At 69.9% G+C, this 24,329-nt stretch carries 25 protein-coding genes; 13 read left to right on the top strand and 12 right to left on the bottom strand.

Annotated elements, in window-relative coordinates; translation table 11 throughout:
- Positions 1–23: 23 nt before the first annotated feature.
- Positions 24–377 (bottom strand): hypothetical protein, encoded by a 354-nt coding sequence (locus ACIQNG_RS33815; RefSeq protein ID WP_401490414.1) that lies wholly within the window; start codon positions 375–377, stop codon positions 24–26.
- Positions 378–406: 29 nt separating this feature from the next.
- On the bottom strand, positions 407–847 hold the full coding sequence (locus ACIQNG_RS33810) for an ATP-binding protein (RefSeq protein ID WP_401490412.1): 441 nt from the start codon (positions 845–847) through the stop codon (positions 407–409).
- A 197-nt stretch (positions 848–1,044) separates the two neighbouring features.
- On the opposite strand from ACIQNG_RS33810, the gene ACIQNG_RS33805 reads away from it, so the two are divergent.
- From ACIQNG_RS33805 to ACIQNG_RS33775, 7 genes are all read left to right on the top strand, one after another.
- Positions 1,045–1,890, top strand: coding sequence for a helix-turn-helix domain-containing protein (locus ACIQNG_RS33805; protein ID WP_401490410.1), 846 nt, complete (start codon positions 1,045–1,047; stop codon positions 1,888–1,890).
- 12 nt (positions 1,891–1,902) lie between these two features.
- Positions 1,903–2,703, top strand: coding sequence for an SAM-dependent methyltransferase (locus ACIQNG_RS33800; protein ID WP_401490408.1), 801 nt, complete (start codon positions 1,903–1,905; stop codon positions 2,701–2,703).
- Positions 2,704–2,951: 248 nt separating this feature from the next.
- On the top strand, positions 2,952–3,584 hold the full coding sequence (locus ACIQNG_RS33795) for a hypothetical protein (RefSeq protein ID WP_401490406.1): 633 nt from the start codon (positions 2,952–2,954) through the stop codon (positions 3,582–3,584).
- Between the two features lie 191 nt (positions 3,585–3,775).
- Positions 3,776–5,002: a helix-turn-helix domain-containing protein gene (locus ACIQNG_RS33790; protein ID WP_401490405.1), complete on the top strand. Its 1,227-nt coding sequence runs from the start codon at positions 3,776–3,778 to the stop codon at positions 5,000–5,002.
- Entirely contained in the window at positions 4,900–5,193 is a 294-nt protein-coding gene (locus ACIQNG_RS33785) for a helix-turn-helix domain-containing protein (RefSeq protein WP_401490568.1), read from the top strand. Before ACIQNG_RS33790 ends, ACIQNG_RS33785 begins: the two co-directional genes overlap by 103 nt.
- A 465-nt stretch (positions 5,194–5,658) precedes the next feature.
- Positions 5,659–6,147 carry a hypothetical protein gene (locus ACIQNG_RS33780; RefSeq protein ID WP_401441570.1) on the top strand — a complete coding sequence of 163 codons (489 nt, stop codon included), beginning with the start codon at positions 5,659–5,661 and terminating at the stop codon, positions 6,145–6,147.
- Positions 6,148–6,295: 148 nt separating this feature from the next.
- A complete protein-coding gene (locus tag ACIQNG_RS33775) occupies positions 6,296–7,189 on the top strand; it encodes an IS982 family transposase (RefSeq protein ID WP_401490403.1) in 894 nt (297 codons plus the stop codon).
- Positions 7,190–7,350: 161 nt separating this feature from the next.
- On the opposite strand, the gene ACIQNG_RS33770 is transcribed toward ACIQNG_RS33775, so the two are convergent.
- The 5 genes from ACIQNG_RS33770 to ACIQNG_RS33750 all read right to left on the bottom strand — a co-directional run bounded on the left by ACIQNG_RS33770 (position 7,351) and on the right by ACIQNG_RS33750 (position 11,298).
- A complete protein-coding gene (locus ACIQNG_RS33770) occupies positions 7,351–8,361 on the bottom strand; it encodes a protein-L-isoaspartate O-methyltransferase (RefSeq protein WP_401490401.1) in 1,011 nt (336 codons plus the stop codon).
- A 91-nt stretch (positions 8,362–8,452) separates the two neighbouring features.
- Complete coding sequence (locus ACIQNG_RS33765) at positions 8,453–8,875, bottom strand: lasso peptide biosynthesis B2 protein (protein WP_401490399.1); 423 nt, start codon at positions 8,873–8,875, stop codon at positions 8,453–8,455.
- Entirely contained in the window at positions 8,872–9,180 is a 309-nt protein-coding gene (locus tag ACIQNG_RS33760) for a PqqD family protein (protein ID WP_401490397.1), read from the bottom strand. The genes ACIQNG_RS33765 and ACIQNG_RS33760 overlap by 4 nt, the downstream gene beginning before the upstream one ends.
- The gene (locus ACIQNG_RS33755; RefSeq protein WP_401490395.1) at positions 9,164–11,002 is read right to left on the bottom strand and encodes an albusnodin/ikarugamycin family macrolactam cyclase; all 1,839 of its coding nucleotides are present in this window, start codon (positions 11,000–11,002) and stop codon (positions 9,164–9,166) included. The genes ACIQNG_RS33760 and ACIQNG_RS33755 overlap by 17 nt, the downstream gene beginning before the upstream one ends.
- Before the next feature lie 161 nt (positions 11,003–11,163).
- Positions 11,164–11,298, bottom strand: coding sequence for a lasso RiPP family leader peptide-containing protein (locus tag ACIQNG_RS33750; RefSeq protein WP_401490393.1), 135 nt, complete (start codon positions 11,296–11,298; stop codon positions 11,164–11,166).
- 228 nt (positions 11,299–11,526) lie between these two features.
- Between ACIQNG_RS33750 and ACIQNG_RS33745 the strand changes: the two genes are divergently transcribed.
- Entirely contained in the window at positions 11,527–12,717 is a 1,191-nt protein-coding gene (locus ACIQNG_RS33745; protein ID WP_401490392.1) for a tetratricopeptide repeat protein, read from the top strand.
- Between the two features lie 354 nt (positions 12,718–13,071).
- Here the strand turns inward: ACIQNG_RS33745 and ACIQNG_RS33740 are convergent, their stop codons facing one another.
- Entirely contained in the window at positions 13,072–13,536 is a 465-nt protein-coding gene (locus tag ACIQNG_RS33740) for an STAS domain-containing protein (protein WP_401490390.1), read from the bottom strand.
- 156 nt (positions 13,537–13,692) lie between these two features.
- Here ACIQNG_RS33740 and ACIQNG_RS33735 point away from each other — a divergent pair, with 156 nt between their 5' ends.
- A complete protein-coding gene (locus ACIQNG_RS33735; protein WP_401490388.1) occupies positions 13,693–13,917 on the top strand; it encodes a hypothetical protein in 225 nt (74 codons plus the stop codon).
- Here ACIQNG_RS33735 and ACIQNG_RS33730 read toward each other — a convergent pair.
- From ACIQNG_RS33730 to ACIQNG_RS33715, 4 genes are all read right to left on the bottom strand, one after another.
- Positions 13,897–15,117 (bottom strand): IS110 family transposase, encoded by a 1,221-nt coding sequence (locus ACIQNG_RS33730; RefSeq protein WP_401490386.1) that lies wholly within the window; start codon positions 15,115–15,117, stop codon positions 13,897–13,899. The genes ACIQNG_RS33735 and ACIQNG_RS33730 overlap by 21 nt on opposite strands.
- 324 nt (positions 15,118–15,441) lie before the next feature.
- The gene (locus ACIQNG_RS33725) at positions 15,442–16,359 is read right to left on the bottom strand and encodes a glycine betaine ABC transporter substrate-binding protein (protein WP_401490385.1); all 918 of its coding nucleotides are present in this window, start codon (positions 16,357–16,359) and stop codon (positions 15,442–15,444) included.
- A 27-nt stretch (positions 16,360–16,386) separates the two neighbouring features.
- The gene (locus ACIQNG_RS33720) at positions 16,387–17,322 is read right to left on the bottom strand and encodes an ABC transporter permease (protein WP_401490383.1); all 936 of its coding nucleotides are present in this window, start codon (positions 17,320–17,322) and stop codon (positions 16,387–16,389) included.
- Complete coding sequence (locus ACIQNG_RS33715; protein WP_401490381.1) at positions 17,315–18,472, bottom strand: glycine betaine/L-proline ABC transporter ATP-binding protein; 1,158 nt, start codon at positions 18,470–18,472, stop codon at positions 17,315–17,317. Before ACIQNG_RS33715 ends, ACIQNG_RS33720 begins: the two co-directional genes overlap by 8 nt.
- 262 nt (positions 18,473–18,734) lie before the next feature.
- On the opposite strand from ACIQNG_RS33715, the gene ACIQNG_RS33710 reads away from it, so the two are divergent.
- The 4 genes from ACIQNG_RS33710 to ACIQNG_RS33695 all read left to right on the top strand — a co-directional run bounded on the left by ACIQNG_RS33710 (position 18,735) and on the right by ACIQNG_RS33695 (position 24,049).
- Positions 18,735–19,517, top strand: coding sequence for an IclR family transcriptional regulator (locus ACIQNG_RS33710; protein WP_401490379.1), 783 nt, complete (start codon positions 18,735–18,737; stop codon positions 19,515–19,517).
- A gap of 156 nt (positions 19,518–19,673) precedes the next feature.
- Positions 19,674–21,725 carry an FAD-dependent oxidoreductase gene (locus ACIQNG_RS33705; RefSeq protein ID WP_401490377.1) on the top strand — a complete coding sequence of 684 codons (2,052 nt, stop codon included), beginning with the start codon at positions 19,674–19,676 and terminating at the stop codon, positions 21,723–21,725.
- Positions 21,726–21,773: 48 nt separating this feature from the next.
- On the top strand, positions 21,774–23,024 hold the full coding sequence (locus ACIQNG_RS33700) for an SRPBCC family protein (RefSeq protein WP_401490375.1): 1,251 nt from the start codon (positions 21,774–21,776) through the stop codon (positions 23,022–23,024).
- Positions 23,021–24,049 carry a 2Fe-2S iron-sulfur cluster-binding protein gene (locus ACIQNG_RS33695; protein ID WP_401490373.1) on the top strand — a complete coding sequence of 343 codons (1,029 nt, stop codon included), beginning with the start codon at positions 23,021–23,023 and terminating at the stop codon, positions 24,047–24,049. The genes ACIQNG_RS33700 and ACIQNG_RS33695 overlap by 4 nt, the downstream gene beginning before the upstream one ends.
- Positions 24,050–24,329 lie beyond the last annotated feature (280 nt).

The raw sequence follows: 24,329 nt of genomic DNA, 5'->3' as shown, positions 1-24,329 counted from the left end.
CCGTTCCGCATACGGCCGCACGATTACGACGTCTCTTCATAGAGTGTGGCGCCCTCGGGAGTAGCGGCGAGGGTGACGCTGCTGGTGAGACACAGGCCGCACTCGGGAGCGTTGTCGGCGAGGTCGGAGGGGTCCCGGTCGGCGAGGAGGAGGCGCAGTGCTGTGGCCGGGGCGAGGTGTTGGCCGGGGTGCCAGCCCTGGGTGCGGGCGGTGTCGGGATCCTGGGCGGCCGTGTGCCGGCCGGCTCGGGCCAGCAGGTCCGCGTCGGCCACGGCGAGCCGCAGGGTCTGGGTGACGGTCACTTCGGTCAGCACCGGGCCAACATCCGGTGCGCTGTGCCGGCGCTGGTGGGGGAGGGGAAGGGCGTCGTGAGTCATCCGGGGGTGCTCCTTGCGGGGTGTGGATGTCAATGGGTGGGGGTCAGGACGGCCCAGGATCTGGCGCGGAAGGGCCGGGCGGGGGTGGTGTCGCGGCCGTGACGGGCGGCGAGAGCGGCGACGATGGCCAGGCCGCGGCCGTGCTCGATGAGAGGGCCTTCCGGGGGGCGGGGTGCGGAGGGGGCGGGGCCTCCGTCGGCGACGGCTATCCGGATGGAGCCGTCCAGGTGCCGGTGCAGGTCCGCCCGGATCGGGCCGACGGCGTGCGTGACTGCGTTGGTGACCAGCTCGGAGACGACCAGGACGATGTCCTCGTCCACCCGCCCCTCGCGGCAGCCGTCGGGCGGCGGCCAGTCACGCAGGGTCTCCCTGGCCCACCGGCGGGCCTCGCCGCACGCGCGGGCGCAGCGGTCGAGATGGATGCAGGTGTGCCGGATTCCGGCGGGCCGGGACACGGTGGGGCCGGTCATACGGGTGTCTCCACGGGTCGGGTGCGGTGATGGTCCGGTCGTGACGGCCCCGGTGGGCCGAGGGCGCGGCGTGGTGCCGTGCCGGATTTGCGGACACACTCAACTGTGACGCACCGCACGACAGGTGCAACGCACAGGATGTACAGCATGGGCGAACCGTCCACAGTGTCGGACGGACGGGCCGGGAGGAGGCCGGGATGCCGAGGCCGAGATCGGGGCCGGGCGTACTGCACGCGGTGCTCGCCACCCGCCTCAAGTGGCGGCGTGAGGGCGCCGGTGTGTCTCACGCTCAGGCCGCGGCGGAGCTCGGGGCGCACCCGGCGACGGTGCGGCGGATCGAGGGGGCGGAGACGTCGCTGGACGCCGGGCAGGTCGGCACGCTGCTGCGGTTCTACGGCGCGGGGGAGGCGGAGATCGCCGAGGTCGTGGCCCAGCTCGCGGAGGCGAACGCGCCGGGCTGGTGGCATCCCTGGCGCGACGTCATGGACGAGTGGCAGCAGCAGATGATGAGTGTGGAGACTGCGTCCAGCCTGATCCGGGTCTGGGACCCCGCCCTCGTGCCCGAACTGCTGCGTACGCCTGCGTATGCGCAGGCGGTCGACCGGCTGCGCAGCCCTGGGGTCCCGGATCGGGTCCGGATCCGGCGCGCCGAGTTCCTCGCGGAGCGACAGGCCCGCATCACGGCCCGCAAGGCACGGATCTGGGCGCTGATGCCGGAGGCCGCGCTGCACACCCGTGTCGGCACCCCGGCGGTGATGGCCGAGCAGATCGAGGCCCTGCGCGCGGCGGCCAGGCCGCCGCGCGGGCTGCGCACCGTTCAGGTCTCGCCGCTCGCCGGGCCGGCGCATCCGCTCACCGGCGCGCCCGCGCTGGCCCTGTACCGGGTCGATGTCGAGGAGATCCCCGACCATGTGGTCCGGGACAGTCCCGTCGGCCCGCCCAAAATCCGCGACGACACCACCACCGTGACCGCCTACCGCATGCTGCTCGACCAGGCATGCGCCGCCGCCCCCGGCCCGGAAAATCCGCTCCCCACCTTGTGAGAGGAATCTGTGATGACCGACGACCAGCCCGGCCAGCGGCCGCGTATCGACACCTCCGTGGCCCACTCCGCCCGTGTGTGGAACTACTGGCTCGGCGGGAAGGACCACTACCCGGCCGATCAGGCGGCCGGCCTCGCCTACGAAGCCGCGCTCCCGCAGGCCCGCCAGTGGGCGCAGGAGTCGCGGGCGTTCCTGCGCCGGATGATCACCTACCTCGCCGCCGAGGCCGGGATCCGCCAGTTCCTCGACCTGGGCTCCGGGCTGCCGACGGTCAACAACACCCATGAGGTGGCCCAGCGGATCGCCCCGGACGCCCGGGTCGTCTATGTCGACCACGACCCGCAGGTCCTTCTCCACGTCGGCGCGCTGCTGACCAGTACGCCCGAAGGGGCCACCGCCTACGTCGAAGCCGACATGCGCGATACCGAGCGGGTCCTCGCCGGTGCGGCGGACACCCTGGACCTGTCCCGGCCCGTCGCTCTGGTCTGCGCGGATGTCCTCGGGCACATCGAAGACTTCGACGAGGCACTGGACCTGATCGACCGGATCGTGCGGCGGCTGCCCTCCGGCAGCTACCTCGCCCTCAGCCACTGCGACGCCGACGGCCCCGAGCACCGGGCGGCCCAGGACGCCTACAACGCGACCGGCGCCATCCCCTACATCCTCCGCACGCCCGAGCAGATCGCCCGCTTCTTCCAGGGCCTGGAGCTGGTGGAGCCGGGACTGGTGTCCTGGCCGAACTGGCGGCCGGACGCCACCACGGGCACCACCACCATCCGCGCCGGCTGGGGAGCCGTCGCCCGCATCCCCTGAAACCCCTCCTCCCGGACCCACTGCCGACCTCGCGTCAAGACACGGAATTCGTGTGCTGCACCTCGGTCCGCTCCGGTGTCGACTTTGTCGTGGACCAGTGCAGTTCGCGCTGGCCAGAGCCTCGATCGGCAGCAAGCCAAGTAAGGCACGTTGACTCCGAAGGCATTTCCAACGCCCCCCGTCGACATTTCCGACGGGGGGCGTTGAATCTTGCGAAGGTACTGCCCGCTGCTACCAAGGAGAGCGCCATGAGCGCCGTTCAGCCCCTGGCCGAGACCGTCGTCGACGACTGGGACGCCGCCCGTACTCACCTCGCGGAGAACACCAGCACCGCGGCCTACGACCTCACCGAGTTGACGGCCTTGCTCGACGCCGAGCTCCACCACCTGGTGCTCGACCCGCAGACCCGGACCATCTGGTGGGCCTACGACAACAGCCCCCTGGACGGTGAGGGCTGGACGGTCCAGCAGCTGTCCCCCTCCGACGCCGCCGCGCAGCTGAGCGCCGTGGTCGACCTGATCCAGGACCGGCAGGACGACCTCACCGAGTACGTCGATCGCCACGCCGACCTCGACCGCGACCAGGAAGCGCTCGACGAGTACGCGGCCGTTCTCCTGCTGGCCCTGCCGGTCGAACCGGCGGAGGCCGCCGTGACGATCAAGTGGCGGCGGCGCCAGATCGCACGAGAAGGCACCCTCCAGCAGCGCGCCTACGCCCAGCTGGTCGCCGAACTCGCGGGCACCGAGCACGGGGGCAAGACCCACGCCGGACGGGTTCTGGGCGTCACTGATGTCCAGATTGGCCGGATCATCCGCGAGGACCAGCAGCGTCGTACCGCGCTGGCCGATACCGTCCGAGCCGCACGCCAGACTTCGGACTGACGGTCCAACCTTTTCAACCGAAAAGTTGGCGCCAGCGGTGTCGTACGTGCCTGACGAACCCTCGGATATCTGTAAGGCACGGACCAATCGAGTCCACTTGCCTGACGTGCCTTATGGCTCCTGAGCACCCCAGATAACGACCGCTCTCCTTGCGGATGCGCCGCAGCGTCACCTGCTCGAACCTGTTCCTTATGGACAGCGACGCTGTGGTGATCCGGCGGCTCATCGCCGCCGCCCGCGCCGGCGCCCAGCTCATCACCGAAGCCGCCCACACCACGAACGGCTGGGCCGTTCTGGTCGACCCGATCGCCGGCGCGATCTACAGCGCCCCGCCCGAAGCTGCCGAGGAAGGGATTCACGCGGCCGCCGAGCCGTCCACCGCCGACACCGCCGTCACAGTCCGTCCGGCCGCTGGAGCCGCCCTGGTCCTGTGCCCCGGACCCGACACCTCCGCCCGCCGCGCCGACCTCGTTGCCTCCACCACCGCCGGCCTCCTCGCCGTCCGCGCCCGCCGCACCCTGGACCTCAGACCCGCCGACATCCGCCTCCACACCGCCGCCATCCGCCTCCTCCTACGAGGCGAAACCACCCTCGCCCACGACATCCTCGGCACCCTCGCCCCCACCGCCACCGTCTACCGCCTCACCGGCCCCGACCCCCAGCGCGCCCACCACGCCCTGCGCCGCGCTCTCCAGCCCACCGCACCGGACCACGGCGAACACACCCTGCTCACCCTCCTCGACGGCGAGCTCACCGTCATCGCCCTCCACCCGGCCGCCGATGACGGCCGCGTCCTGCGCCTCATCGCCCGCGCGGCCGAGCGCCACCAGCTCCTCGGCGGCGTCGCCGACCCCTGCCCCCTCGACATGATCGCCACCGCCTGGACCGAAGCCGAACAAGCACAAGCCGCCGCCACCGCCGGCCACCGCCTCGCCCCCGTCACCGGCCTCGGCACCCGCAGCCTGCTGCGCCTCATCCCACCCGACCGGCTCACCGCCTGGGCCCACACCCTGCTCCACCCCCTCGACACGGCCGCCCGCCGCCTGCTGAACATCTGGCTCCGCAGCGCCTCCATCGGCACCACCGCGCAGATCCTCGGCATCTCCCGCGCCACCGTCCGCACCCGCCTGCGCACTGCCGCCCAGCTCCTCCACACCCCCCTGGACTCCGCCACCACCCAGGCCCAGCTCCTCCTCGCCCTCAAAACCCCCACCCCGGACGCGGCGAACCCGCCTCCCACCAGTCGGGCACCGCTCCCCGTCTCCCTGGCCGACGCACCGACGGCTCACCGATGGGCCACCACTCTCCTCGCCCCCTGGACGCCCCGTCCCTGCGGATCGCCCTCCACGTCTGGCTGCAGCACCTCGGCCACACGGCCCCCGCGGCCGACGCCCTCGGGCTTCACCGCACCACCTTGAACCGCTGGCTGGAGGAGATCACCGAGCGCCTCGCCGCCGACCTGACCTCACCGGCCACCCGGGCGGAGCTGCACCTCGCCTGTGTGACCCTCGGCGAGCACACCGAGCCGAACACCCTCCCCCGACGCGGCGGCAGGACTTTCCAGCGGGGCCCGCTTCCGCAGGAAGCGCCGCCGCTGGCGGATCAGTGAGCCGGACCGCGAACCCTCTCCGCGGTGCGGATGGCCGGTGTCCCCCACCGCCCGCGCAGGAAGGGTCGCTTCAGCGGGTGTCGCCCGACCGGCTCACAGCAGCACCGAGTCGTGCTGATGCCATTCCTTGCGACGCGGCGCCTTCTCGATCGGGCCACCACCGAGCGGTGCCGGTCCTTCCATGCGGTGATCATTCCGCCCCGCCACCACACCATCAGGCGAAAGCAGATCCACTCAAAGACTCACGAACCGCCCTCTCAGAACTGCCTCGCACAACACGCAGGATTCGAAAGGACTTCTGCGAGTGGTGACCTGCGGAAACGTGATCGCTTCGGGGGCTCTCGCAGAACTCTCACAGATGGTCATTTGTCAGAACGCGCCGCGCGCCCCATGCGCCCCCGGAGTGCAACGCCGCGCTGACAGCGCGGCATTGTCAGCGCAGTGCTGTGTCGGGATGGTGGGGGCATGACGACCACCGACAAGCCCGCTCGTCCGCCCCGGCCGGTCCCGTACGTGATGGACAGGGACCAGGCCCGGCTGCTTGCCCGGCTCTCCGAGGACTACGTCGACGTCGTACCCGAGATCCAGAACCGTACGCCTCAGGCGTCGGTCGCCGTGCTGCTGCACGCGGTCCATGCCCATCAGGCGCAGCGTTTGTTCGCAACCGACGCACGCTGGAGGGAGATCGCGGGCATCACGGAGGTGCCCGAGGACCGCGCGGATGACGTCGCCGCCGCGCTCGCGCTGCTCCAGGTCGCCCGCGCGGATCTGGACGGCCTGGAGGCCGCTCTGCTGCTCGCCGCTCGCACGGCCAGTGCACGCACGGGCAAGCCGGTACTGACGTTCAAGCAGATCGCTGCCGCGCTCGGCGTGGAGTCCGAGCAGGCCGCCCAGGGCCGCTACCGCCGCAAGGTCGGCAACCTCAACGGCAGCGACTCCGGCGCCGATCGGTGAGTCCGTCGGCGCCGGGTCGGATGCCGGGCGGTCGCCCGATGTGCGGGTGGGTGGTGGTGATGGCCTCCATGCGGCCCCTTGTTCATGATCTAGACGAGTAAGTCCGAAGTCTGCGGGCGCATAAAGCGAGGGTCTCGTTGATCTGTTTGTGACGACAGATCTCGAAACCCTCGCGACAGCACTGTACGTGAAGATCGATGACTCTCTGACAGGAACGCGTCGGCCAGGACGGCCGCCGCGGCTGACAGACGCGGAACTGTTGACGGTGGCGGTGATGCAGGCCGTCCTGGGATTCGTCTCCGAAGCCCGCTGGCTGAGGTTCGCCCGCCGCCACCTGGCCGCCGAGTTCCCCTGCCTGCCCGGCCAGTCCGGCTACAATAAACGTCTGCGGGCCGCGAACACCCTGATCAGCCGCTTCATCCGCACCCTCGCCCGGGACACCGACCTGTGGCATGACGACGTGTGGATCGTGGATTCCACCCCCGTCGAATGCGCCCGCTCACGCCCCACGGTCAAACGCTCCGACCTGGCAGGCTGGGCCGCCTACTCCTACTGCCCCTCACACTCCCGGTTCTTCTGGGGCCTGCGCCTGCACCTGATCTGCACCCCCGGCGGCCTGCCCGTCGCCTGGGCCCTGGCCAACCCGAAAACGGACGAGCGGGAAGTCCTGGCCGGCACGCTCACCCAGGACGCCGATCTGCTGACCACCCACCCCGGCCAGACCGTCATCGGCGACAAGGGCTACGTCTCCGGACACCTCGACGCTCTCATGGCCGACCACGGCCTGACCCTGCTGCGGCCGAGCTACCGCAACAAGACACCCCGGCCAGGCGAGCACCTGCCCAAGCCGATCCGCCAGCTGATCGAGTCGGTCAACGACACCCTCAAAGGCCAGCTCGACCCCGAACGCCACGGAGCCAGGGCCCCAGCCGGAGTCCTGGCCCGCGTCGGACAACGCATCCTCACCCTGACCGCAGCCATCTGGCACAACCGCGCCAGCGGAACACCATTGACCAGGTCACTCATCCCCTACGATCACTGACCAGGACTTCGGACTTACTCGTCTAGCGCCAAACGGTATCCCGACCCACCGACAAAGCGCACTGATATTCGATCTCGGTGGCTGGCCTCTGTGAACGCTGGTGCCACAGGAGAGTCCAGTGGGCTTTTCCGGGGCACCCGCATGCGCAGCGCCGGTATGGGCTACTGGGTCAGCCGCAGGTTCCAGCCCTCCGAGGTGCGGGTGAGCGTCGAGGAGTATGTCTCGGGGGCGGGGCGCCCGGCGTCCTCCCAGGCGGTCAGCCAGTTGCGCAGGATCGTAAGGGAAGGGGAGTCGGCGCGGCTGGCGAGGACCGTGCCGTCCTGCTGGAGGACCGCAGCAGTGGCGGGCGTGGAGTGACCGATCGCCCACAGGTCCGGCCGAAGCCCCGCCATGGTGAGGTTCGGGTCCGCCTGGGCCGCGGCGAATGTACGCCAGGACGGCCAGTCGATCTCCGGGCCCGCATACGGCTCGGTGTGCGCGTCCTTCGTCAGGAGATCCAGGGCGGTGTGGGCGCCGGTGTTCCAGTGGTCGTCGTGATCGCGCCAGGCGACAGAGATCCATGAAGGACTGGGCACTCGGTTCTCCCAGTCCACCCACCGGCCCGGGAGATCCAGGTTGTCCTTGGGCGAAGTGGTGGCCTCGATGTACCCGCCGGTGAACACCTCCTCGACGACAGGCTCTCCGCCCACGACGCGGATCTTGGCGACGACCGTCATGTTGGGCACGGGGGCGATAGGCAGTGGGGCAACGATCAGCCCGCCGTCGACGACCTGGTCCACCCATGCCTTGGGCAAGAAGGGCGGGGTGCACCACGACACCATCCGGTCGTACGGGGCCGGCTTCGGGAAGCCGGCGGTGCCGTCGGCAACGTGGCAGTGGATGTTGTGCAGCCCACGTTCCTGGTGGATGAGGCCCGCCCAGCGTGCGAGGTAGGCGTCGATGTCGAGGCTGGTGACGTGACCGCCGTTGCCGACGATTTCGGCGAGCAAGGCTCCGGAGTAGCCGGAGCCGGTGCCGTACTCGATGACGTTCATGTCCTCGCGTACGTCCAGGTTGGCGATCTCGCGGTGGATCACCACCGGGTTGGAGCGGTGCGGGGTGGCGCCGCGGCCTTCGTGGTGGGTGTACTGGCGTTCAGGGACGGTTGCGGCGACATCGGCGACGGCGGTCACAGCTCACTCCTTCGAGGGGGGTGGGGCACTCGTATCCGATAACTGCTCCGGGCGGGTGAAGGACACGCGCCCGGCGACTTGCTGTACGGCGTCAGATCGTCAAGGCAGTGTGGTGGTGCCAGCCGGCGGCGGTGTACTCGCCGACCGGGCCGTGGCCGGGCAGGTTGGGCCAGGCGTGGTACTCGACCGGGGGCGGGGCGAAGCGCGCGCCGAGGCACCACTCGAGGCGCTGGCCGAGGAGGGCGGCGGCAAGGACGCTGCCCAGTGAGGTCTCCATGCAGGCGGCTCGGCCGGGGTAGAGCCGGCTGGTGTGCCGCACCGCGCTGACCAGGGCCTCGGCGCGGTTGACATCGAGGTCGCGGTGGCCGGCCCTGCGGGCGAGGCGGACGGTGCGGACGGTGTGACGAAACCGCAGCTGCAGCAGGACCAGGGCGAGCGCGAGACCTGCTGCGGCGGCCAGACGCTCGCCGTAGGTGCCGGAGCGGGCGGTTGAGTAGGCCTCCATGCTGGTCATCGGGTCCACCTCCACCGGCGGCGGGAACGTGTGGCCGGCGCGAGTGTGGGCTCGTCATGCGCGAGGCCCTGGACGGTCAGCGTCTCGGCGACATTCCGTACATCGATCGCCGCCTGCTCGGCGGGGATTCCGTAGCGCGTGGCGAAGCGATCGGCGGCCTGCTCCGGGGTGGAGCCGGCGAGGAGGAGCATGACCGCGACCGAGGCCGTCGGCGTCAGGTAGGACCACCGTCCGGTGCGCTCGCTGAGGATCGCGCCGCCCTCGTCGGTGAGGACCGGATGAGCGCCGTCACGTAGCTGCCACATGACCGCTCACCGTCTCCCACCAAGTGGAGGAGGCCGAGGCGAGTTGCCGGAGCCAGACCTCGGCGGCCACTACCAGGTGCAGCGCGCCCTGGGCGGTGGGCTGACCCGCGGACGCCCGGGACAGCGCCTCCGCGATGGGCTGCTCGGTGACGAGCCCCAGCGCAGCCAATCGCGAGGTGGGGCCGAGCAGATCCTTCAGGACGGGCGCATTCTCGCGCAGACCCGCGTAGGCGAGGGAGTTGAAACCGCCCTTGGTCGTGCGGGCGAGGATGAAGCCGGGCAACACCCCGCTGCCGGTGAACGCCGCGTCCAGCATCGGCTTGTACCGGGCGGGGGCGCCCCGCTGGTCGGCGCCGACAGCAAGACAGGCGCGGATCACCTCGTTGTCCAGGTAGGGAGCGGCCAGCTCGATGCCGTGCTCGGCCAGAGCGAGCGCCCGCCATCCGGCGGTGTTCGCACCGACCCGGGCCAGGTCCTGCCGCTCGGTCCACTCCGCCAGCCGGGCCGGCGCGTCGGTGAGCGCACCCGCGGCCTCGTCGAGGGCGGCGGCGAGCATCAGCCGGGCGCCGTGGGTCATCCAGTCTGCCGAGGCCAGCAGCGGTGTCCAGGCCATCGGCCGCTGGGCCTGGGGGATCCAGCCCCGCGCGGAGCCGCGGAGTGCGGTTGCCGTGTGCCGCCAGGCGCCGGCCAAGTCGATGCGGGAGGCGGGCCGTGCGCGGGAGAGGACGGCGAAGGTGGAAGTATGCCGCAGCCGGGCGTGGACCAGGGCGTGCTGCCAGGCCCGGCGGTGCCGCCGCTCGCGGAGCAGGTCGGCGATGTACGACGAAGGGGCGGAGAGCACCGCGTCCCCGGCAGCCCCGGTGAAGTGCACCCCCGGGCCGGTGGTGTGCTCGGTGACCGTGTCGAGGACGGCCCGCTTGATGGATGCGGTGACCGCGTACGCATTCGGGGCGTCGGATACCGGCAGCGCGGAGATGTTCTCGAGCCCGGAGTAGTACACGGTGCCCGGGGCGCCGGGGACCTTATGGGGGGTCAGGTTCGGCACCGTGGCCGCGGTGCGGGTCGCGAACGAAAGATCGTCGTCGCGCAGGCGTTCGTCGGCGAAGGTCACGGCGGTCACCGGGCCGCGCTGGGCGGCCAGGCAGGCGAGCGTGGTGGAATCCAGCCCTGCGAGATCCGCGCTGGCCGGCCGGGAGTCGATTCGGGCAGCAACCGCCTCAGAGAGTGCGGCCCGAACCACGGGACCCTGCTGGCGCAGAGCGACGGGCGAGTAGGCGACCGGCTCGTACCGCTCGACACCGCCTCCGTCCGGGCCGATCAGCAGCAGATGCCCGCCCGGCACCCGCGCCACCTCGCGGAACAGACTGCGCGTGGCGAGCACGTCGGGCTGCCCGAAGGCGAGATGGGCGGCGAGCGCGGTCACGTCGACCGGGGCCCCGTCCAGCGCGGCCAGCGCGGACGCGGAAGTCGCCCACCACGTGCCGGCCCCATCCGTACGGTAGTACACCGGGTGCTGCCCGGCGAGGTCGCCGATCACGGCCAGGCGGCTACCGCCGTGCGCCACCACCAGGTACGAGCCGGGCCAGCGGGTCAGCAACCGCCAGCCGCGGGCTCGCACAACCGGCAGCGCGTTGCGCAGTTGGGCATCATCGGCGCCGCACTCGCCGATCACGGCCAGTGTCGCCTGCTCATCAGTGACGGCCCGGATCCGCTCTGGCGGCCATCCGCTCGTCCATGTCGTGTCCAGGCCGGGCACCGCCCGGCCTTCGGCGGGCCGCCGGTCCCGTCCGGTGCCCCCGTGCCATCCCGCGCTCCACCTCATTGATGCCCACTTCCTCGTCCGTGCGCGCGTACGTGGTCAAGAACGGGGCGGAGGCGCCGAGCCCGCCCCTCCCGCGCCCCAGCACGGGGTGTGACGGACCCGGCGCCTCCTTGCCGGAAGTCGGGGCGTGGTGCCCCGCCGCCCTCCGGCAGTCCGCGGACTCAGGCGTTCTTGTACTCGGTGTCGTCGGCGGTGTCGAAGCTGTTCGTGCCCAGCGTCACCGCGACGACCGCGCCCGCGTCCAGCACGATCGGGGCCTCGTAGACCGGGGCAACCGGGGTGGGGGCGAGGTTCAAGACGAACGTCCCTTCGCTCACTGCCCGGCGGCCGTCCGCCGGGCTATGACGATCAGTCAACGCCCGGACGCGTAGCGTGGACAGCTGCCACAATGTCTGCCAGGTGTAGGCCAGTTGTGAACCAGGACCGACGATCGGCCGGACATGACTCTTGCGGAGCGCATCCGCGCGGCACGTGAAGCACGGCGGCCCAGATGCAGTCAGCAGCGGCTCGCTGACGAGCTCTCGGTGGCACGGTGGGGGCAGGCGGGTTTCCTCGACCGGCAGCAGGTCTACCGGTGGGAGACCGGGCGACGGGAGCCGGAGGAATGGCTCCCCTTCCTCGAACAGGTCCTGCACCTCGACCTGTCCGATGACAATGAGCCTCAGTTCGCCGATACCGTGACCGCAGTCATGCTCCTGGGAGGAAACGACGTGGAACGACGGCAGTTCCTCGCGGCATCTGCTGCCGTTGGTCTGGCCGCGCTCGACCTGACGGACGCCGAGGCGGTCACCCGCCGTGTGAACCGGCCGGGCCCGGTCGCGGTCGGGATGGGCGAAGTCAGCGCCGTCCGTACGATGACCACCACCCTCGGAGACGCCGCCTCCGAACTCGGCGGAGGTCACGCCCGCCACCTCGCCGTGCGCTACCTGACCGTCGACGTCAAGCGATGGCTGCACGGCCGCTACACCGACACGGTCGGCCGCGAGCTGTTCGCCGCGACCAGCGAGCTGGTGCACCTGATCGGCTGGATGGCCCGAGACGAGGGCAACCAGGGCCTGAGCCAGCGCTACAACGTGCACAGCTACAAGCTCGCTGCCGAGGCCGGCGAGAACGAACTCGCCGCGACCGCCTTGCGCGGCCTGGCCGACCAGGCGATCGATCTTGGTCACATCCCCACCGCCGTAAGGCTCGCCGAGGCATGCGAGCACCGGGGCCGGAAGCTGAGCAACCCCAAGGCACTGGCCTACTACCGCAACACGCTCGCCCACGCGGCCGCCGCCGACAGCGACCGCACCACCGCCACGCAGATGCTCACTTCCGCGCAGGCCGCGATCGAACTCGCACCGGCCCGGCCCGGCCAGTCCTGGGCAAGCCACTACAGCCACGGCCGGTGGGCCCACGAATCCGGCATGATCCACGCGAAGCTGGGCGACTACGCCGCGGCGGAGGAACACCTGCACCTGGCCCTCGACATCCACGGACTCGACCGCAATCGCACCCGGGCGATCGTGCTCGCCGACCTCGGACACGTCCAGCTCAAGCGTGGGAACACCGCCCAGGCCCTCACGACCTGGAACGACTTCCTCGACTGGTCGGACGGCGTGCAGTCCGTCCGCGTCAACGACGGTTTGACCAACATCGCCGCACGCCTGCCTAGCATTCCGGACAGCCCGGCCGCCCAGGAGCTCGGCGAGCGCATCACCGCCCGTACGTGATCGTGTCGCAGGAGGGCCTCTCGCCCACTGATGCCCGCCGGGTATGCTCAGGGCTCATGGGCCACTGCGACTGGCCCGAGCCCCGTCCTCATGCCCACGCCGCACAGGACCCAGAGGCCAAGAGCCGCAGACTCGTAGGGATCTCGGACCATCACTGGCATGACCTGACAGCAGCCGGTGGGCGTGGCGCCAAGGGCTGTGGAACGGGCATGACGTGACCCACCCCAACGAGGACCGCAAGCACCTGATCCGCGCGTACATGGCGGAACACGGAATCCGCTACAACGTGGCCCGCCGGGCACTGGACGAAGCGTCCGGAGTGGACCCGTGGGACGTTTTACCTCCGAGGAGCGCTCAAGGCGGCGGTGGAACGCCGGAACGTTCACCGGGTTCATCGCTCCGCCAGAGGCGGCGCTGCTGTCTGCGGTTGCCGACCAGCTCGGCCGCCTGCTGTACGACGAGGCGGTCAGGTGGGGCGACGAGCCGGTCATCGTCTGGGTCGAGGACGAACTGGGCGACTCGGTCCTTGCCCGGTTGCCCAGGTGTACCGACCGCCAGGACCAGGCATGGCGTGTGCGTATGGCCCGCGCGTTCGGTGACCTCGCTGGCGACCCGGAGCAGGCGGGCGAGCGTGTGCGGGACCGCGCGAAGACGCAGCTCGGTCCCGTGTTCCTCGGCCCGGCGACTCGCAGCCATCAGGGCACTCAGCCCGGTGCCGTCGCAGAATTTCAGCCGCGCCAGGTCGACCTCCGCGCGCCCGGACGCCGCCCGGATCCCTCCGGCCCCGCCCCCGCCGCGCCGTGCGGCGTGCCGACACATCCGACTCCGTGCCCGCGTTGCCCTGTTGTTGCGGGCCTTGCCGTGTGCCGGGTCAGGGTGCGGTCACCGGGCCGGGGGAGCGGTGGCCACCCTCCCGCTCCCTCCGGCCGCTCCATCCCCACGCCGTCGCACACGGCACGCTCGAAGGGACCCCACATGCCCCGCCTGACCCGCCAGCAGAACACGCAGCTCGACCGCGTGGAGCACTTCCTGAACCTGGCCCTTGCCGAGCTCACCAACGACCGCACCGTCGTCGCGATGAAGTCTGCCGGAGCCGCGACCTTGGAGTTCTACAACGAGTGCAGTGACCAGTGGATCGCGCCCATCCGCCCGGCATCGCTCGCCTACCGGGGGGTGCCCCTATGGGTTTGGCCAAGCTGATCGGGCGGGTTGGGGTTCGTAGAAGGTGCCGTCGCGGAGCATGGCGAAGAGGACGTCGGCTCGTCGTCTCGCGAGGCAGAGGAGAGCTTGGGTGTGGTGCTTGCCCTGGGCGATCTTCTTGTCGTAGTAGGCCCGGGACGCGGGGTCGCCGAGGGCCGCGAACGCTGAGAGTAAGAAGGCCCGTTTGAGCTGCTTGTTCCCTCGGCGGGAGGGTTGTTCGCCGCGGATCGAGGAGCCCGAGTTGCGGGTCGCCGGGGCGAGTCCGGCATAGGCGGCGAGGTGGGCGGCGGAGGGGAAGCTGCTGCCGTCGCCGACCTCGATGAGGATCCTGGCTCCGGTCCTGATGCCGACTCCCGGCATCGAGATCAGGACCTGGGAAAGAGGGTGGGCCTCCAGTAGTTCCTCGATCCGCCCGGCCAGGAGTTTGCGCTGGTCGAGCACCGCTTGGAGCGAGGTGGCCAGGCTTGGGACGATCAGCGCGGCCGCCTCGGTGCCGGGGACCACGACGGTCTGCTCGTCCAGCGCGGTGAAGATGTCCTCGACCAGGCGCTCGGCCATGCGTGGCGCCTTCGGCCGCAGAAGCGTGATCAGGCGGCGCCGGCCCGCCTTGCGTATCTGGGCCGGGGACCCGAACCGTTCGAGCAGGGCCAGGACGGCCGGGTGCTGCAGCCGCGGGCCCAGGACCCGTTCGAGCGACGGGTGGATCTGGGCCAGCAGGCCGTGGAGCCGGTTCGTGACGCGGGTGGCCTCGCCGGTCAGGTCGTCGTCGAAGCCGACGATCATCTCCAGCTCGGCGATCGTCTCGTCTTCGAGGTCGACCGAGCGCAGGGTGTGAGGCATCGCGCGGGCCGCGTCGGCGATGATGAACGCGTCCCTCGCGTCGGTCTTGGCCTCGCCGGGGTAGAGGTCGGCGATCCGCCTCATCGTCAGGCCGGGCAGATAGGCGACCGGGCAGCCCATGTCCCGGGCGACGGCCAGCGGCAGGGCTCCGATGGAGGCCGGCTGGTCGACCACGACCAGCACCGTTCCGTGCTTGGCCTGGAGTTTCGTGAACAGCTCGCGGAGCTTCGGTTGGGTGTTGGGCAGGCGCTTGTCGAACGCCCTTTTCCCGGCCGGTGTCACGGCGGTGGCGTGGTGTTCGCCCTTGCCGACGTCCAGGCCGAGGAAGACATCGATGCCGCCGGTCTCGATCACGTGCATCCTTCGGTCGTGCTCCACCCGGCCGTCCTCCGGCACCGATCGCTACATCCATATTACGAAGAACCTCCCGACCTGCGAAGAGTCGGTGATCATGCCCCTAATCAGCGGTCTGTCAGTGCCTCCGGGCCCGGTGACACCACCCCCCCCGGATCATGGTTAACAAGGGGGGGAAGTCATGCCGGACCCGAAGGCCGGGAGCCCCATTGCGCGACCATCAAAAAGGTAATGGGGGGGGGAGAGAACGGCAGGGCGGGAGCCACGTGCTGGACGGGAGCCACGTGCTGGGCGGAAGGCCGGTGGGAGCCGCCGGTGCGGCTCACCGGCTCACTTCAGCCAGGCGTCGACGACCGTCTCGTTCTGGGCGATCCACTCCTTGGCGGCTTCCTGCTCGTGCCCCTGGCCCTTCTCCTGGATCAGCAGTTCGAGGCTGCCCAGCTGATCGGAGGTGAGCTTGAAGTTGTTCAGCCAGCCGGCCAGTTCGGGGTGGTCGTCGGAGAAGCCCTTGGAGGCGATGGCCTGAACCTTGTCGGGGTCTCCGTATGTGCCCTTGGTGTCCTTGAGGACCTTCAGCGGGAGCTTGGCGTAGGCCCAGTGCGGTCGCCACAGGGTGACCACGATGGGCTTCTTCTTCTTGATGGCGGTCTGCAGCGCGGAGAGCATCGCGGACGTGCTGCTCTCGGTGAGCTGGTAGTCGTCCTTGAGGCCGTAGCCGGGTATGACGTTCTCGCGTGTGAGGCGCATCAGGCCGGAGCCCGCCTCGATGCCGACGATCTGGCCGTCGAACTCGGAGGCGTGCGCCTTGAGGTCGGCGATCGTGTTGACGTCCTTGACGTAGGTGGGGACGCTCAGGTTGAGGTCGGCCGGCGAGTACCAGGTGGAGACGGTCTCCAGCTTGGAGCCGAGTTTCTTCCAGTACGTCTCGTGCGTGGCGGGCAGCCAGGCGTCGAGGTAGAGGTCGACCTGCTTGTTGGCGACGCCGGTGAAGGTGCTGGCGATGTCCAGCTCCTGGACCTCGACCTTGTACCCCTTGTCCTCGAGGATCTGCTTCCACAGGTAGGTGGCGGCGATGTCCTCGTCCCAGCCCGCGACGGCGGCGATCTTCAGCGTCTTCTTGCCGCCGCTGTCTCCTCCGGAGTCGGAGCCCACGGTCGCGGTCTGTCCGCTGCACGCGGTGGTGACCAGGGTGAGTACGGCGCCTATACAGCCGACGAGGAGCGTGCGGCGGCGTGCGGTGTGGTTCATGAGGGTTTTCCTGTTCTCAAGCGGTCTTCACGCCGAAGCGGCGACGGCGGGTTCGGGGTCGGGAGCGGAGGTCGTGTCCGCGACCTTGACGGCCGGGGCGGACTGGGTCCGGTTCTTGCGGGGCTTGCGCCGCTTCGTCGTGGCCAGGGCGCCTGTGGTGCGGTCGAGGAAGATGGCGAGGAAGACGACCGCGAGGCCGCCCTGGAAGCCGACGCCGACGTCGAGCTGGCTGATGCCGCGGACGACGACGGTGCCCAGGCCGGCGGCGCCGACCATGCCGGCGATGACCACCATGGACAGTGCCAGCATGATCACCTGGTTGACGCCGGCCATGATCGAGGGCAGGGCGAGCGGGAGCTGGACCTCGCGCAGGATCTGGCGGGGCTTGGCGCCGAAGGCATGCGCGGCTTCGACGACCTCCCTGTCGACCTGCCGGATGCCCAGCTCGGTCAGGCGCACCGCGGGCGGGATGGCGAACACGGTCGTGGCCACTACACCGGGAACGAGGCCGATGCCGAAGAAGAACACGGCCGGGATGAGGTAGACGAACACCGGCAGGGTCTGCATGAAGTCCAGCACCGGCCGTACCACGGCACTCGCCAACGGCCCGCGGGCCGCCCACACCCCGATCGGCACCCCGATCGCCACCGCGAGCGACGAGGCGACCAGGACCACGGCGAGGGACTGCATCGCCTCGGTCCACAGGCCCATCGCCTGGATCAGGAGGAAGGCGACGACGGTGAACGCGGCGAAGCCCCACTTGCGGGCGAAGTAGGCCAGCACCGTGAACACCACGGTGATGACCAGCGGATGCGGTGCGGTCAGCACGACCAGCACAGCGTTGACCAGCGTCGTCATCACCGAGGAGATCGCGTCGAACAGGCCGCCCAGGTGCTCTGTGAGCCAGTCGACGGCGGAGCTGACCGGGGTTCCGAGGTCGATGGTGAACAGCGGGCTAGACATGGGCCGCCTCCTTCGGTGTGTCGCTGGAGTCCGTGGTGCGGGCATCCGACAGGGCCGTGAGGAGGGCGGCGCGGGGGACCACGCCGCGCAGCTTTCCGTCGTCGTCGGTCACGGCCAGGGGTACGGCATGCCGCCCGACCTGACGGCACAGATCCACCAGCAGGGTGTCGGGACCGGTCTGCTCGTAGTCGTCGGTCAAGCATTCCCGCAGGGAGGTGCACTTCTCCGCGGCGGCCCGGGCCAGCAGCTCGTCATGCGCCACCCCGGCGATGCGTCCGTCGTCCTCCAGCACGAAGACTCCGCCGGCCTCGATGTTCGACAGCTTCCGCAGCACCTCCCGGGGATCGTCGCTCACGCGGGCGGTCAGCAGGGGTTCACGCATGATGGTGCTCGCGGTCAGCACACGGGAGCGGTCCACGTCGGAGACGAAGTCGCGCACGTACCTGCACGAGGGCTTGTGCAGGATGTCGGTCGCGGTGCCCAGCTGTACCACCCGCCCGTTCCGCATGACCATGATCCTGTCGCCCAGGCGCATCGCCTCGTTGAGGTCGTGGGTGACGAAGACGATGGTGCGGCGCAGATCACGCTGCAGCTTCAGCAGCAGGTCCTGCATGTCCCGCCGGATCAGCGGGTCGAGCGCGCTGAACGGCTCGTCCATGAGCAGGATCTCCGCGTCCGTGGCCAGCGCACGTGCCAGCCCCACCCGCTGCCGCTGCCCGCCGGACAGCTGGTCGGGGTAGGCGTCGCCGCGGTCGCCCAGGCCGACCGTCTTGAGCGCCCAGTCGGCGCGCTCCAACCGTTCGGCCTCGGCGACGCCGCGTACCCGCATGCCGTAGGCGGAGTTCTCGCGCACCGTGCGGTGCGGGAACAAGGCGAAGTGCTGGAAGATCATATTGATCTTGCGGTTGCGCAGGTCCCGCAGGTCCGCGTCGCCCATCTTCAGGACGTCGCGGCCGTCGATGCGCAGCTCGCCGCCGGTCGGCTCGACGAGCCGGTTGAGCATCCGAAGCAGGGTGGATTTGCCTGAACCGGACAAACCCATGATGACGAAGAGTTCTCCGGGAGCGATGTCGAAGGAGACGCCGTCGACAGCGTGTACTCCCTCGGATGCCGAGCCGTAGACCTTTTTCAGCCGGGATGCCTCAATCACCGTGCCCCACCTCCGGGGGTCCGCGCGGGGCGGAAGGGTTACAGCCTGCAAGGCTGATGTCTCGCTGTGCGAAACAGCTGTGCAATGCGGTACGAAGATGTCCCCACGTCGGGCCACTCGTCAAGGCCCTGCGTGGAGGAATCGGAGAATTTACGCCGGGCGGTCACCACCGGCAGGCCCGCTCCGCAGCCGTAACACGGGGTTCATTCCGGGTGCTTGGGAGGCCGCAGGCAGCACTGCCGGGCTCGGCTACTCTTCCGTCATGTCCAGCAACGGAAGCCGCCCCCGTGATCACTCGGTCCAGTCCGTCGACCGAGCGGTTTCAATCCTGCAGGTTCTGGCCGCGCAGGGTCCGTGCGGCGTGACCGAGATCGCCGAGGCGCTGGGCATCCACAAGTCGACCGTCTTCCGGCTGCTGGCGACGCTGGAGTCGCGAGGAATGGTCGAGCAGAAGAGTGAGCGCGGGCGGTACCGCATCGGGTACACCGTGGTCGAGCTCGCCGGCGGGGCGAGCAAGGTGAACGACCTGTCCGCGCTGAGCCACCCCGTATGCCAGGAACTGGCCGCGGCCGTGGGCGACACGGTGAACGTCGCGATCCGCGAGGGCGACGACGTGATCAGCATCGACCAGGCGATCGGTGCGTCGATCATGAGCATCGACTGGGTCGGCAGGCGCACCCCGATCCACGCGACCTCGGCGGGCAAGCTCTTCCTGGCCCACATGACCCCGGACGAGGTCGAGGACATCTTCGCGAAGGGTCAGCAGAAGCACACCCCGCACACCATCGTCGACCCGGCGAGCCTGGCGGCCGAGTTGGACGGCGTCCGAGAGCGCGGCTACGCCGTCAGCCTCGAGGAGCATGAGATCGGACTGGCCGCCATCGCCGCCCCGATCCACGACCTGAACGGCCGGATCATCGCCGCCATCACCCTGTCGGGGCCGACCTTCCGCATCAACGAGGACACCATCCCGGGCCTCGCCGAGCAGCTCCTGGCGGCCGGCGCGAAGGTCTCCTGGCGCCGGGGGTACGTGAAGCGCGGGTGACCGCGCACCGAACGGGCTGACGCGGAGTGGTGAGGTCGGTCCGGAGCAGGTCGGAAGACGAGGGCTCTTGACGGCTGGGATGTCCAGGCTCACCCTTTGTCTCGTATCGCGATGTCGTTTCGCAATGCGAAACCACCAGTGACCCGAGGAGCGGCTGTGCCCTCACCCACCCTGGATCCCCTGCTCCAGCCCTTCCGGCTGAAGCACCTCACCCTGCGCAACCGCGTAGTCAGCACCTCGCACGAACCGGCGTTCGGCGAGGACGGCATGCCCAAGGACCGATACCGCGCCTACCACCTGGAAAAGGCGCGGGGCGGAGTCGGCCTGACGATGATCGGCGGCTCGGCGGTCGTCTCCCCGGACAGCCCGCCCGCCTTCGGCAACCTGCTCCTGTACAGCGACGACATCGTGCCGTGGCTGCGCCGACTGGCCGACGACGTGCACGAAGCCGGGGCTGCGGTCATGTGCCAGGTCACCCACCTGGGGCGCCGTACCAGCAACTACGCCGGCGACTGGCTCCCGCTGGTGTCCGCCTCCGCGCTGCGCGAGCCCGCGCACCGCTCCTTCCCCAAGGCCGCCGAGGCGTGGGACCTGGACCGGATCGTCGCCGACTACGCCGCCGCGGCGGTCCGCTGCAAGGAGGGCGGCCTCGACGGCATCGAGTTGGAGGCGTACGGCCACTTCCTGGACAGCTTCCTCTCTCCGGCGACCAACCACCGCGACGACGAGTTCGGCGGCAGCCTGTCCCACCGCATGGCGTTCCCGCGCCGGGTGATCCGCGCCGTCCGCGAAGCCGTCGGCCCGGACTTCGTCGTCGGCATCCGGATGTCGCTCAACGAGGCACACCCCCGCGGGCTCACGTCGGACGAGGCACTCGCCGCCGCCGAGCAGTTCACCGCCGACGGCATCGACTTCATCAGCGCCATCCACGGATCCATCGAGAGCGACGCGTCCCTGGCGAAGACCATCCCGTCCATCGGCACCCCGCTCGGTCCGTTCCTGGACTTCACCGGCGAGATGAAACGCCGGCTCGCCATCCCCGTGATGCACGCGGCCCGCATCGCCGACGTCGCCACCGCGAGGCACGCCCTGCGCGAGGGGCTCCTCGACCTGGTCGGCATGACCCGCGCGCAGATCGCCGACCCGTACCTGGTCGCCAAGGTGAAGTCCGGCCAGGAGGACCGCATCCGCCCCTGCGTCGGGGCGAGCTACTGTCTCGACGCGATCTACGACTCCGGCGACACCAAGTGCATCCACAACCCGTCGTCAGGTCGCGAACTCCAGCTGCCCCACATCCTCTCGCCGACCATCGGCCGCCGCCGTAAGGCAGTCGTCGTCGGCGCCGGACCCGCTGGCCTGGAAGCGGCCCGCGTGCTGGGTGAACGGGGCCACGACGTCGTCCTGTTCGAGGCGAGCGACCAGCCCGGCGGACAGATCAGGCTCGCCGCCTCCAACCCCCGCCGTCACGACCTGATCCAGATCGTCGACTGGCGCTTCCTGGAGTGCAAGCATCTCGGCGTCGACCTCCGGCTCGGGACCTACGCCGAGGCCGAGGACGTCCTCGCCGAACACCCCGACCTCGTCATCGTCGCCACCGGCGGCGTCCCCAACCGCAACTTCCTGACCAAGGGCGAGGGCCTGGTCGCCGACACCTGGGACGTCATGAGCGGCTCCGTGCGGCCCAAGGGCGAGATCCTCGTCTACGACGACCACGGCGGCTACCCGGCCATGGACGCCGTGGAGGTCCTCAGCGCGTCCCCCGACGTGGGGATCGAGTACGTCACTCCCGAGCGCACCCTCGCCCCCGACGTCGGCAGCATGAACTCCCCCGCCTACCTCCGGGCGTTCGCCGCACACGAGGTGGCCACCACACTCGCCCAGCGGCTGCGCTCGGTGCGCCGCACCGGCGACGGACGGCTCGCCGCGATCCTCTACAGCGAGTACACCGAGGCCGAGACCGAACGGCTCGTGGACCACGTGATCGTGGAGCACGGGACGCTGCCCAACGACGAGCTGTACTTCGACCTCGTCCCCGGCTCGACCAACCTCGGCGAGGTCGACGTCCGCGCCCTGCTCGCGCACGAGGCCCAGACTGTGGTCCGCAACGAGGCGGGCCGCTACCAGCTGTTCCGCATAGGCGACGCCGTCGCCTCCCGCAATATCCACGCCGCGGTCTACGACGCCCTGCGGCTGTGCCTGCCGGTCTGAGCACCCCCATTCCAACCGCCGACTCCTGAGTTCTGCCGGAGAGATGAGATGACCCCAGTGACAACCCCCGCGGACCTCGTTTCCCGGCGTGCCGTCGGCCAGAGCCTGGAGGCGCCGTTCTACACCGGCGAGGAGTTCTTCGGTCTCGACATCGAGGCCGTCTTCGCCCGGCATTGGATCTTCGCCGCCACCGAGGCCGAGATACCCGAGCCCGGCGACTACGTGACCGTCACGCTCGGGCCGTACTCGATCATCATCGTCCGCGACGACGACGAGGACGTACGCGCTTTCCACAACGTCTGCCGCCACCGCGGCGCCCGCATCCTCAACGAGGACCGCGGGTCGGTGGGCAACATCGTCTGCGGCTACCACCTCTGGACGTACGGCGTGGACGGCACACTGCGGCACGCCGAGTCCCAGGCGCCCGACTTCGACCGGAAGTGCTTCTCGCTCAAGTCCGTGCACGTACGCACCGTGGCCGGACTCGTCTACATCTGCCTGGCCCAGGAGCCGCCCGCGGACTTCGACGAGATCATCACCCGGGTGGAGCCGTACCTGGCGCCGCACAACCTGGCCAGGGCGAAGGTCGCCGCGCAGATCGACCTGGTCGAGCACGGCAACTGGAAGCTGACCATGGAGAACAACCGGGAGTGCTACCACTGCGTGGGCCACCCCGAGCTCCAGCAGTGCTACTTCCCCACCTACGGCTACGCCGAGCAGGACGTCCCCGCTGCGCTGCGCCCCACCTACGTGCGCTTCCTGAAGACCGACGCTGACGCCCGTACGACCTACGAGTCGCTCGGCCTCCCCTACGCCGCAATCGAGGAACTCGACAACCGTCCCACGGGCTTCCGTATCCAGCGCGAACCCCTTGACGGGGCCGGCGAGTCCTACACCCCGGACGGCACCGCGGCCTGCAAACGCCTACTGGCGGACTTCCCCACCGCCCGCCTGGGCCGCCTGTCCTTCCACACCCAGCCCAACGCCTGGTTCCACATCATGGCCGACCACGCGATCACCTTCTCCGCGATCCCTCTCGGCCCGGACCGCACCCTGGTGCGCACCACCTGGCTCGTGCACGCCGACGCCGTCGAGGGCGTCGACTACGACCTCGACACACTCACCAAGATCTGGAAGGCCACCAACGACCAGGACGCCGTCTTCGTCGCGCGAGCCCAGCGGGGCATCAGCAGCCCGGCCTATGTGCCGGGCCCCTACAGCCCGACGGAGGAACAGGTCGAGGCGTTCGTCAACTGGTACGTCACCCGGCTCAAGGCACACCTGGAGCGGCAGCGATGACCTCGGAGACCGAAGAACTGCTGGTGTGCCGTCAGGTCCACCCGCTCACCCACGACGTCACCACGTTCGTGTTCGAGTACGCCGAACCCCGGCTGTTCCGGCACGAGCCCGGCCAGTACATCACGCTGACCGTGGAGATCGACGGGCAGCCGGTGCAGCGCTGCTACACGATCTCCTCCCCGCCCACCCGCCCGTTCCTGCTCTCGATCACGGTGAAGCGGGTGCCGGGCGGACGCGTCTCGAACTGGCTGCACGACCACCTGAAGCCCGGCGACAGGGTGCGGGCGCACGGCCCGCACGGCGAGTTCACGACGGCCCTGCACCCGGCATCCAAGTACCTCTTCCTGTCCGGGGGAGTGGGGGTCACCCCCTCCATGTCGATGACCAGGACGCTCTACGACCTGGCCGACCCGGCCGACGTGGTCTTCGTGCACAGCGCGCGCACCCCGGCCGATATCGTCTTCCGCCACGAACTCGACCTCATCGCCGCGACCGCGCCCAACATCCGGGTGGTCCACATCTGCGAGGAGGATCGCCCCTACGCTCCCTGGGGCGGCTACCGTGGTCGGCTGACCATCGAGGCACTCCGCCAGATCGCGCCCGACCTCACCGAACGCGAGGTCTTCGCCTGCGGACCCGCCCCCTATATGACCGCCGTGCGCACCATGCTGTCGGACGCCGGCCTCGACATGGACCGCTACCACCAGGAGAGCTTCACCTTCGAAGCTCCCGTCGCGGCGCCCGACACCGACACGGGCGCCTCCGGCTTCAAGATCGAGTTCACCCGCAGCGGGCGCACCATCGAGTGCGATGCCGAGACCTCACTCCTCGCCGCCGCCTCCAGAGAGGGGATCAGCCTCCCGGCCTCCTGCGCCCAGGGCATGTGCGGCACCTGCAAGACGAGCCTCGTCGCCGGCTCCGTCGACATGCAGCACAACGGCGGCATACGGCCCCGCGAGATCGCCCAGAACAAGATCCTCCTCTGCTGCTCGAAGCCGCTGGAGGACCTGGTGATCGACGCGTGAAGGTGAAAGGACATGTCACCCGCAGACGACCTCGCCGACGTTGTCCTACAGCAGCGATCGGAGTCGCGTCTCCCAATTGGCGGTCGAGTCGTCGCGGGGTTCCGGGCGGCCAAGTCCTTTGAGCCTTCCCAGCGGCGCCCCGATGACAGCCATACCCAGAACCCCTGGGCCCTCCGATCTTACGAATGACTGTGAGGATTGCTGATGGCACCGCTCGGCGGTCTGACCCACCGAATGACTGACGCCTCGGCTGTCCATTTCTGGAATCGTCGGCCGGCTG

The organism is Streptomyces sp. NPDC091377 (assembly GCF_044757045.1).
Classification (GTDB): Bacteria; Actinomycetota; Actinomycetes; order Streptomycetales; family Streptomycetaceae; genus Streptomyces.
This window is presented reverse-complemented; position numbering and strand designations above follow the sequence as displayed.

Excerpts from the sequence above, each read along its gene's own strand:
- ACIQNG_RS33815 (WP_401490414.1), bottom strand. The coding sequence starts at position 377 with ATGACTCACGACGCCCTTCCCCTCCCCCACCAGCGCCGGCACAGCGCA.
- ACIQNG_RS33810 (WP_401490412.1), bottom strand. The coding sequence starts at position 847 with ATGACCGGCCCCACCGTGTCCCGGCCCGCCGGAATCCGGCACACCTGC.
- ACIQNG_RS33805 (WP_401490410.1), top strand. The coding sequence starts at position 1,045 with ATGCCGAGGCCGAGATCGGGGCCGGGCGTACTGCACGCGGTGCTCGCC.
- ACIQNG_RS33800 (WP_401490408.1), top strand. The coding sequence starts at position 1,903 with ATGACCGACGACCAGCCCGGCCAGCGGCCGCGTATCGACACCTCCGTG.
- ACIQNG_RS33795 (WP_401490406.1), top strand. The coding sequence starts at position 2,952 with ATGAGCGCCGTTCAGCCCCTGGCCGAGACCGTCGTCGACGACTGGGAC.
- ACIQNG_RS33790 (WP_401490405.1), top strand. The coding sequence starts at position 3,776 with ATGGACAGCGACGCTGTGGTGATCCGGCGGCTCATCGCCGCCGCCCGC.
- ACIQNG_RS33780 (WP_401441570.1), top strand. The coding sequence starts at position 5,659 with ATGACGACCACCGACAAGCCCGCTCGTCCGCCCCGGCCGGTCCCGTAC.
- ACIQNG_RS33765 (WP_401490399.1), bottom strand. The coding sequence starts at position 8,875 with ATGACCAGCATGGAGGCCTACTCAACCGCCCGCTCCGGCACCTACGGC.
- ACIQNG_RS33760 (WP_401490397.1), bottom strand. The coding sequence starts at position 9,180 with ATGTGGCAGCTACGTGACGGCGCTCATCCGGTCCTCACCGACGAGGGC.
- ACIQNG_RS33755 (WP_401490395.1), bottom strand. The coding sequence starts at position 11,002 with ATGAGGTGGAGCGCGGGATGGCACGGGGGCACCGGACGGGACCGGCGG.
- ACIQNG_RS33740 (WP_401490390.1), bottom strand. The coding sequence starts at position 13,536 with ATGTGTCGGCACGCCGCACGGCGCGGCGGGGGCGGGGCCGGAGGGATC.
- ACIQNG_RS33735 (WP_401490388.1), top strand. The coding sequence starts at position 13,693 with ATGCCCCGCCTGACCCGCCAGCAGAACACGCAGCTCGACCGCGTGGAG.
- ACIQNG_RS33730 (WP_401490386.1), bottom strand. The coding sequence starts at position 15,117 with ATGCACGTGATCGAGACCGGCGGCATCGATGTCTTCCTCGGCCTGGAC.
- ACIQNG_RS33725 (WP_401490385.1), bottom strand. The coding sequence starts at position 16,359 with ATGAACCACACCGCACGCCGCCGCACGCTCCTCGTCGGCTGTATAGGC.
- ACIQNG_RS33720 (WP_401490383.1), bottom strand. The coding sequence starts at position 17,322 with ATGTCTAGCCCGCTGTTCACCATCGACCTCGGAACCCCGGTCAGCTCC.
- ACIQNG_RS33710 (WP_401490379.1), top strand. The coding sequence starts at position 18,735 with ATGTCCAGCAACGGAAGCCGCCCCCGTGATCACTCGGTCCAGTCCGTC.
- ACIQNG_RS33700 (WP_401490375.1), top strand. The coding sequence starts at position 21,774 with ATGACCCCAGTGACAACCCCCGCGGACCTCGTTTCCCGGCGTGCCGTC.
- ACIQNG_RS33695 (WP_401490373.1), top strand. The coding sequence starts at position 23,021 with ATGACCTCGGAGACCGAAGAACTGCTGGTGTGCCGTCAGGTCCACCCG.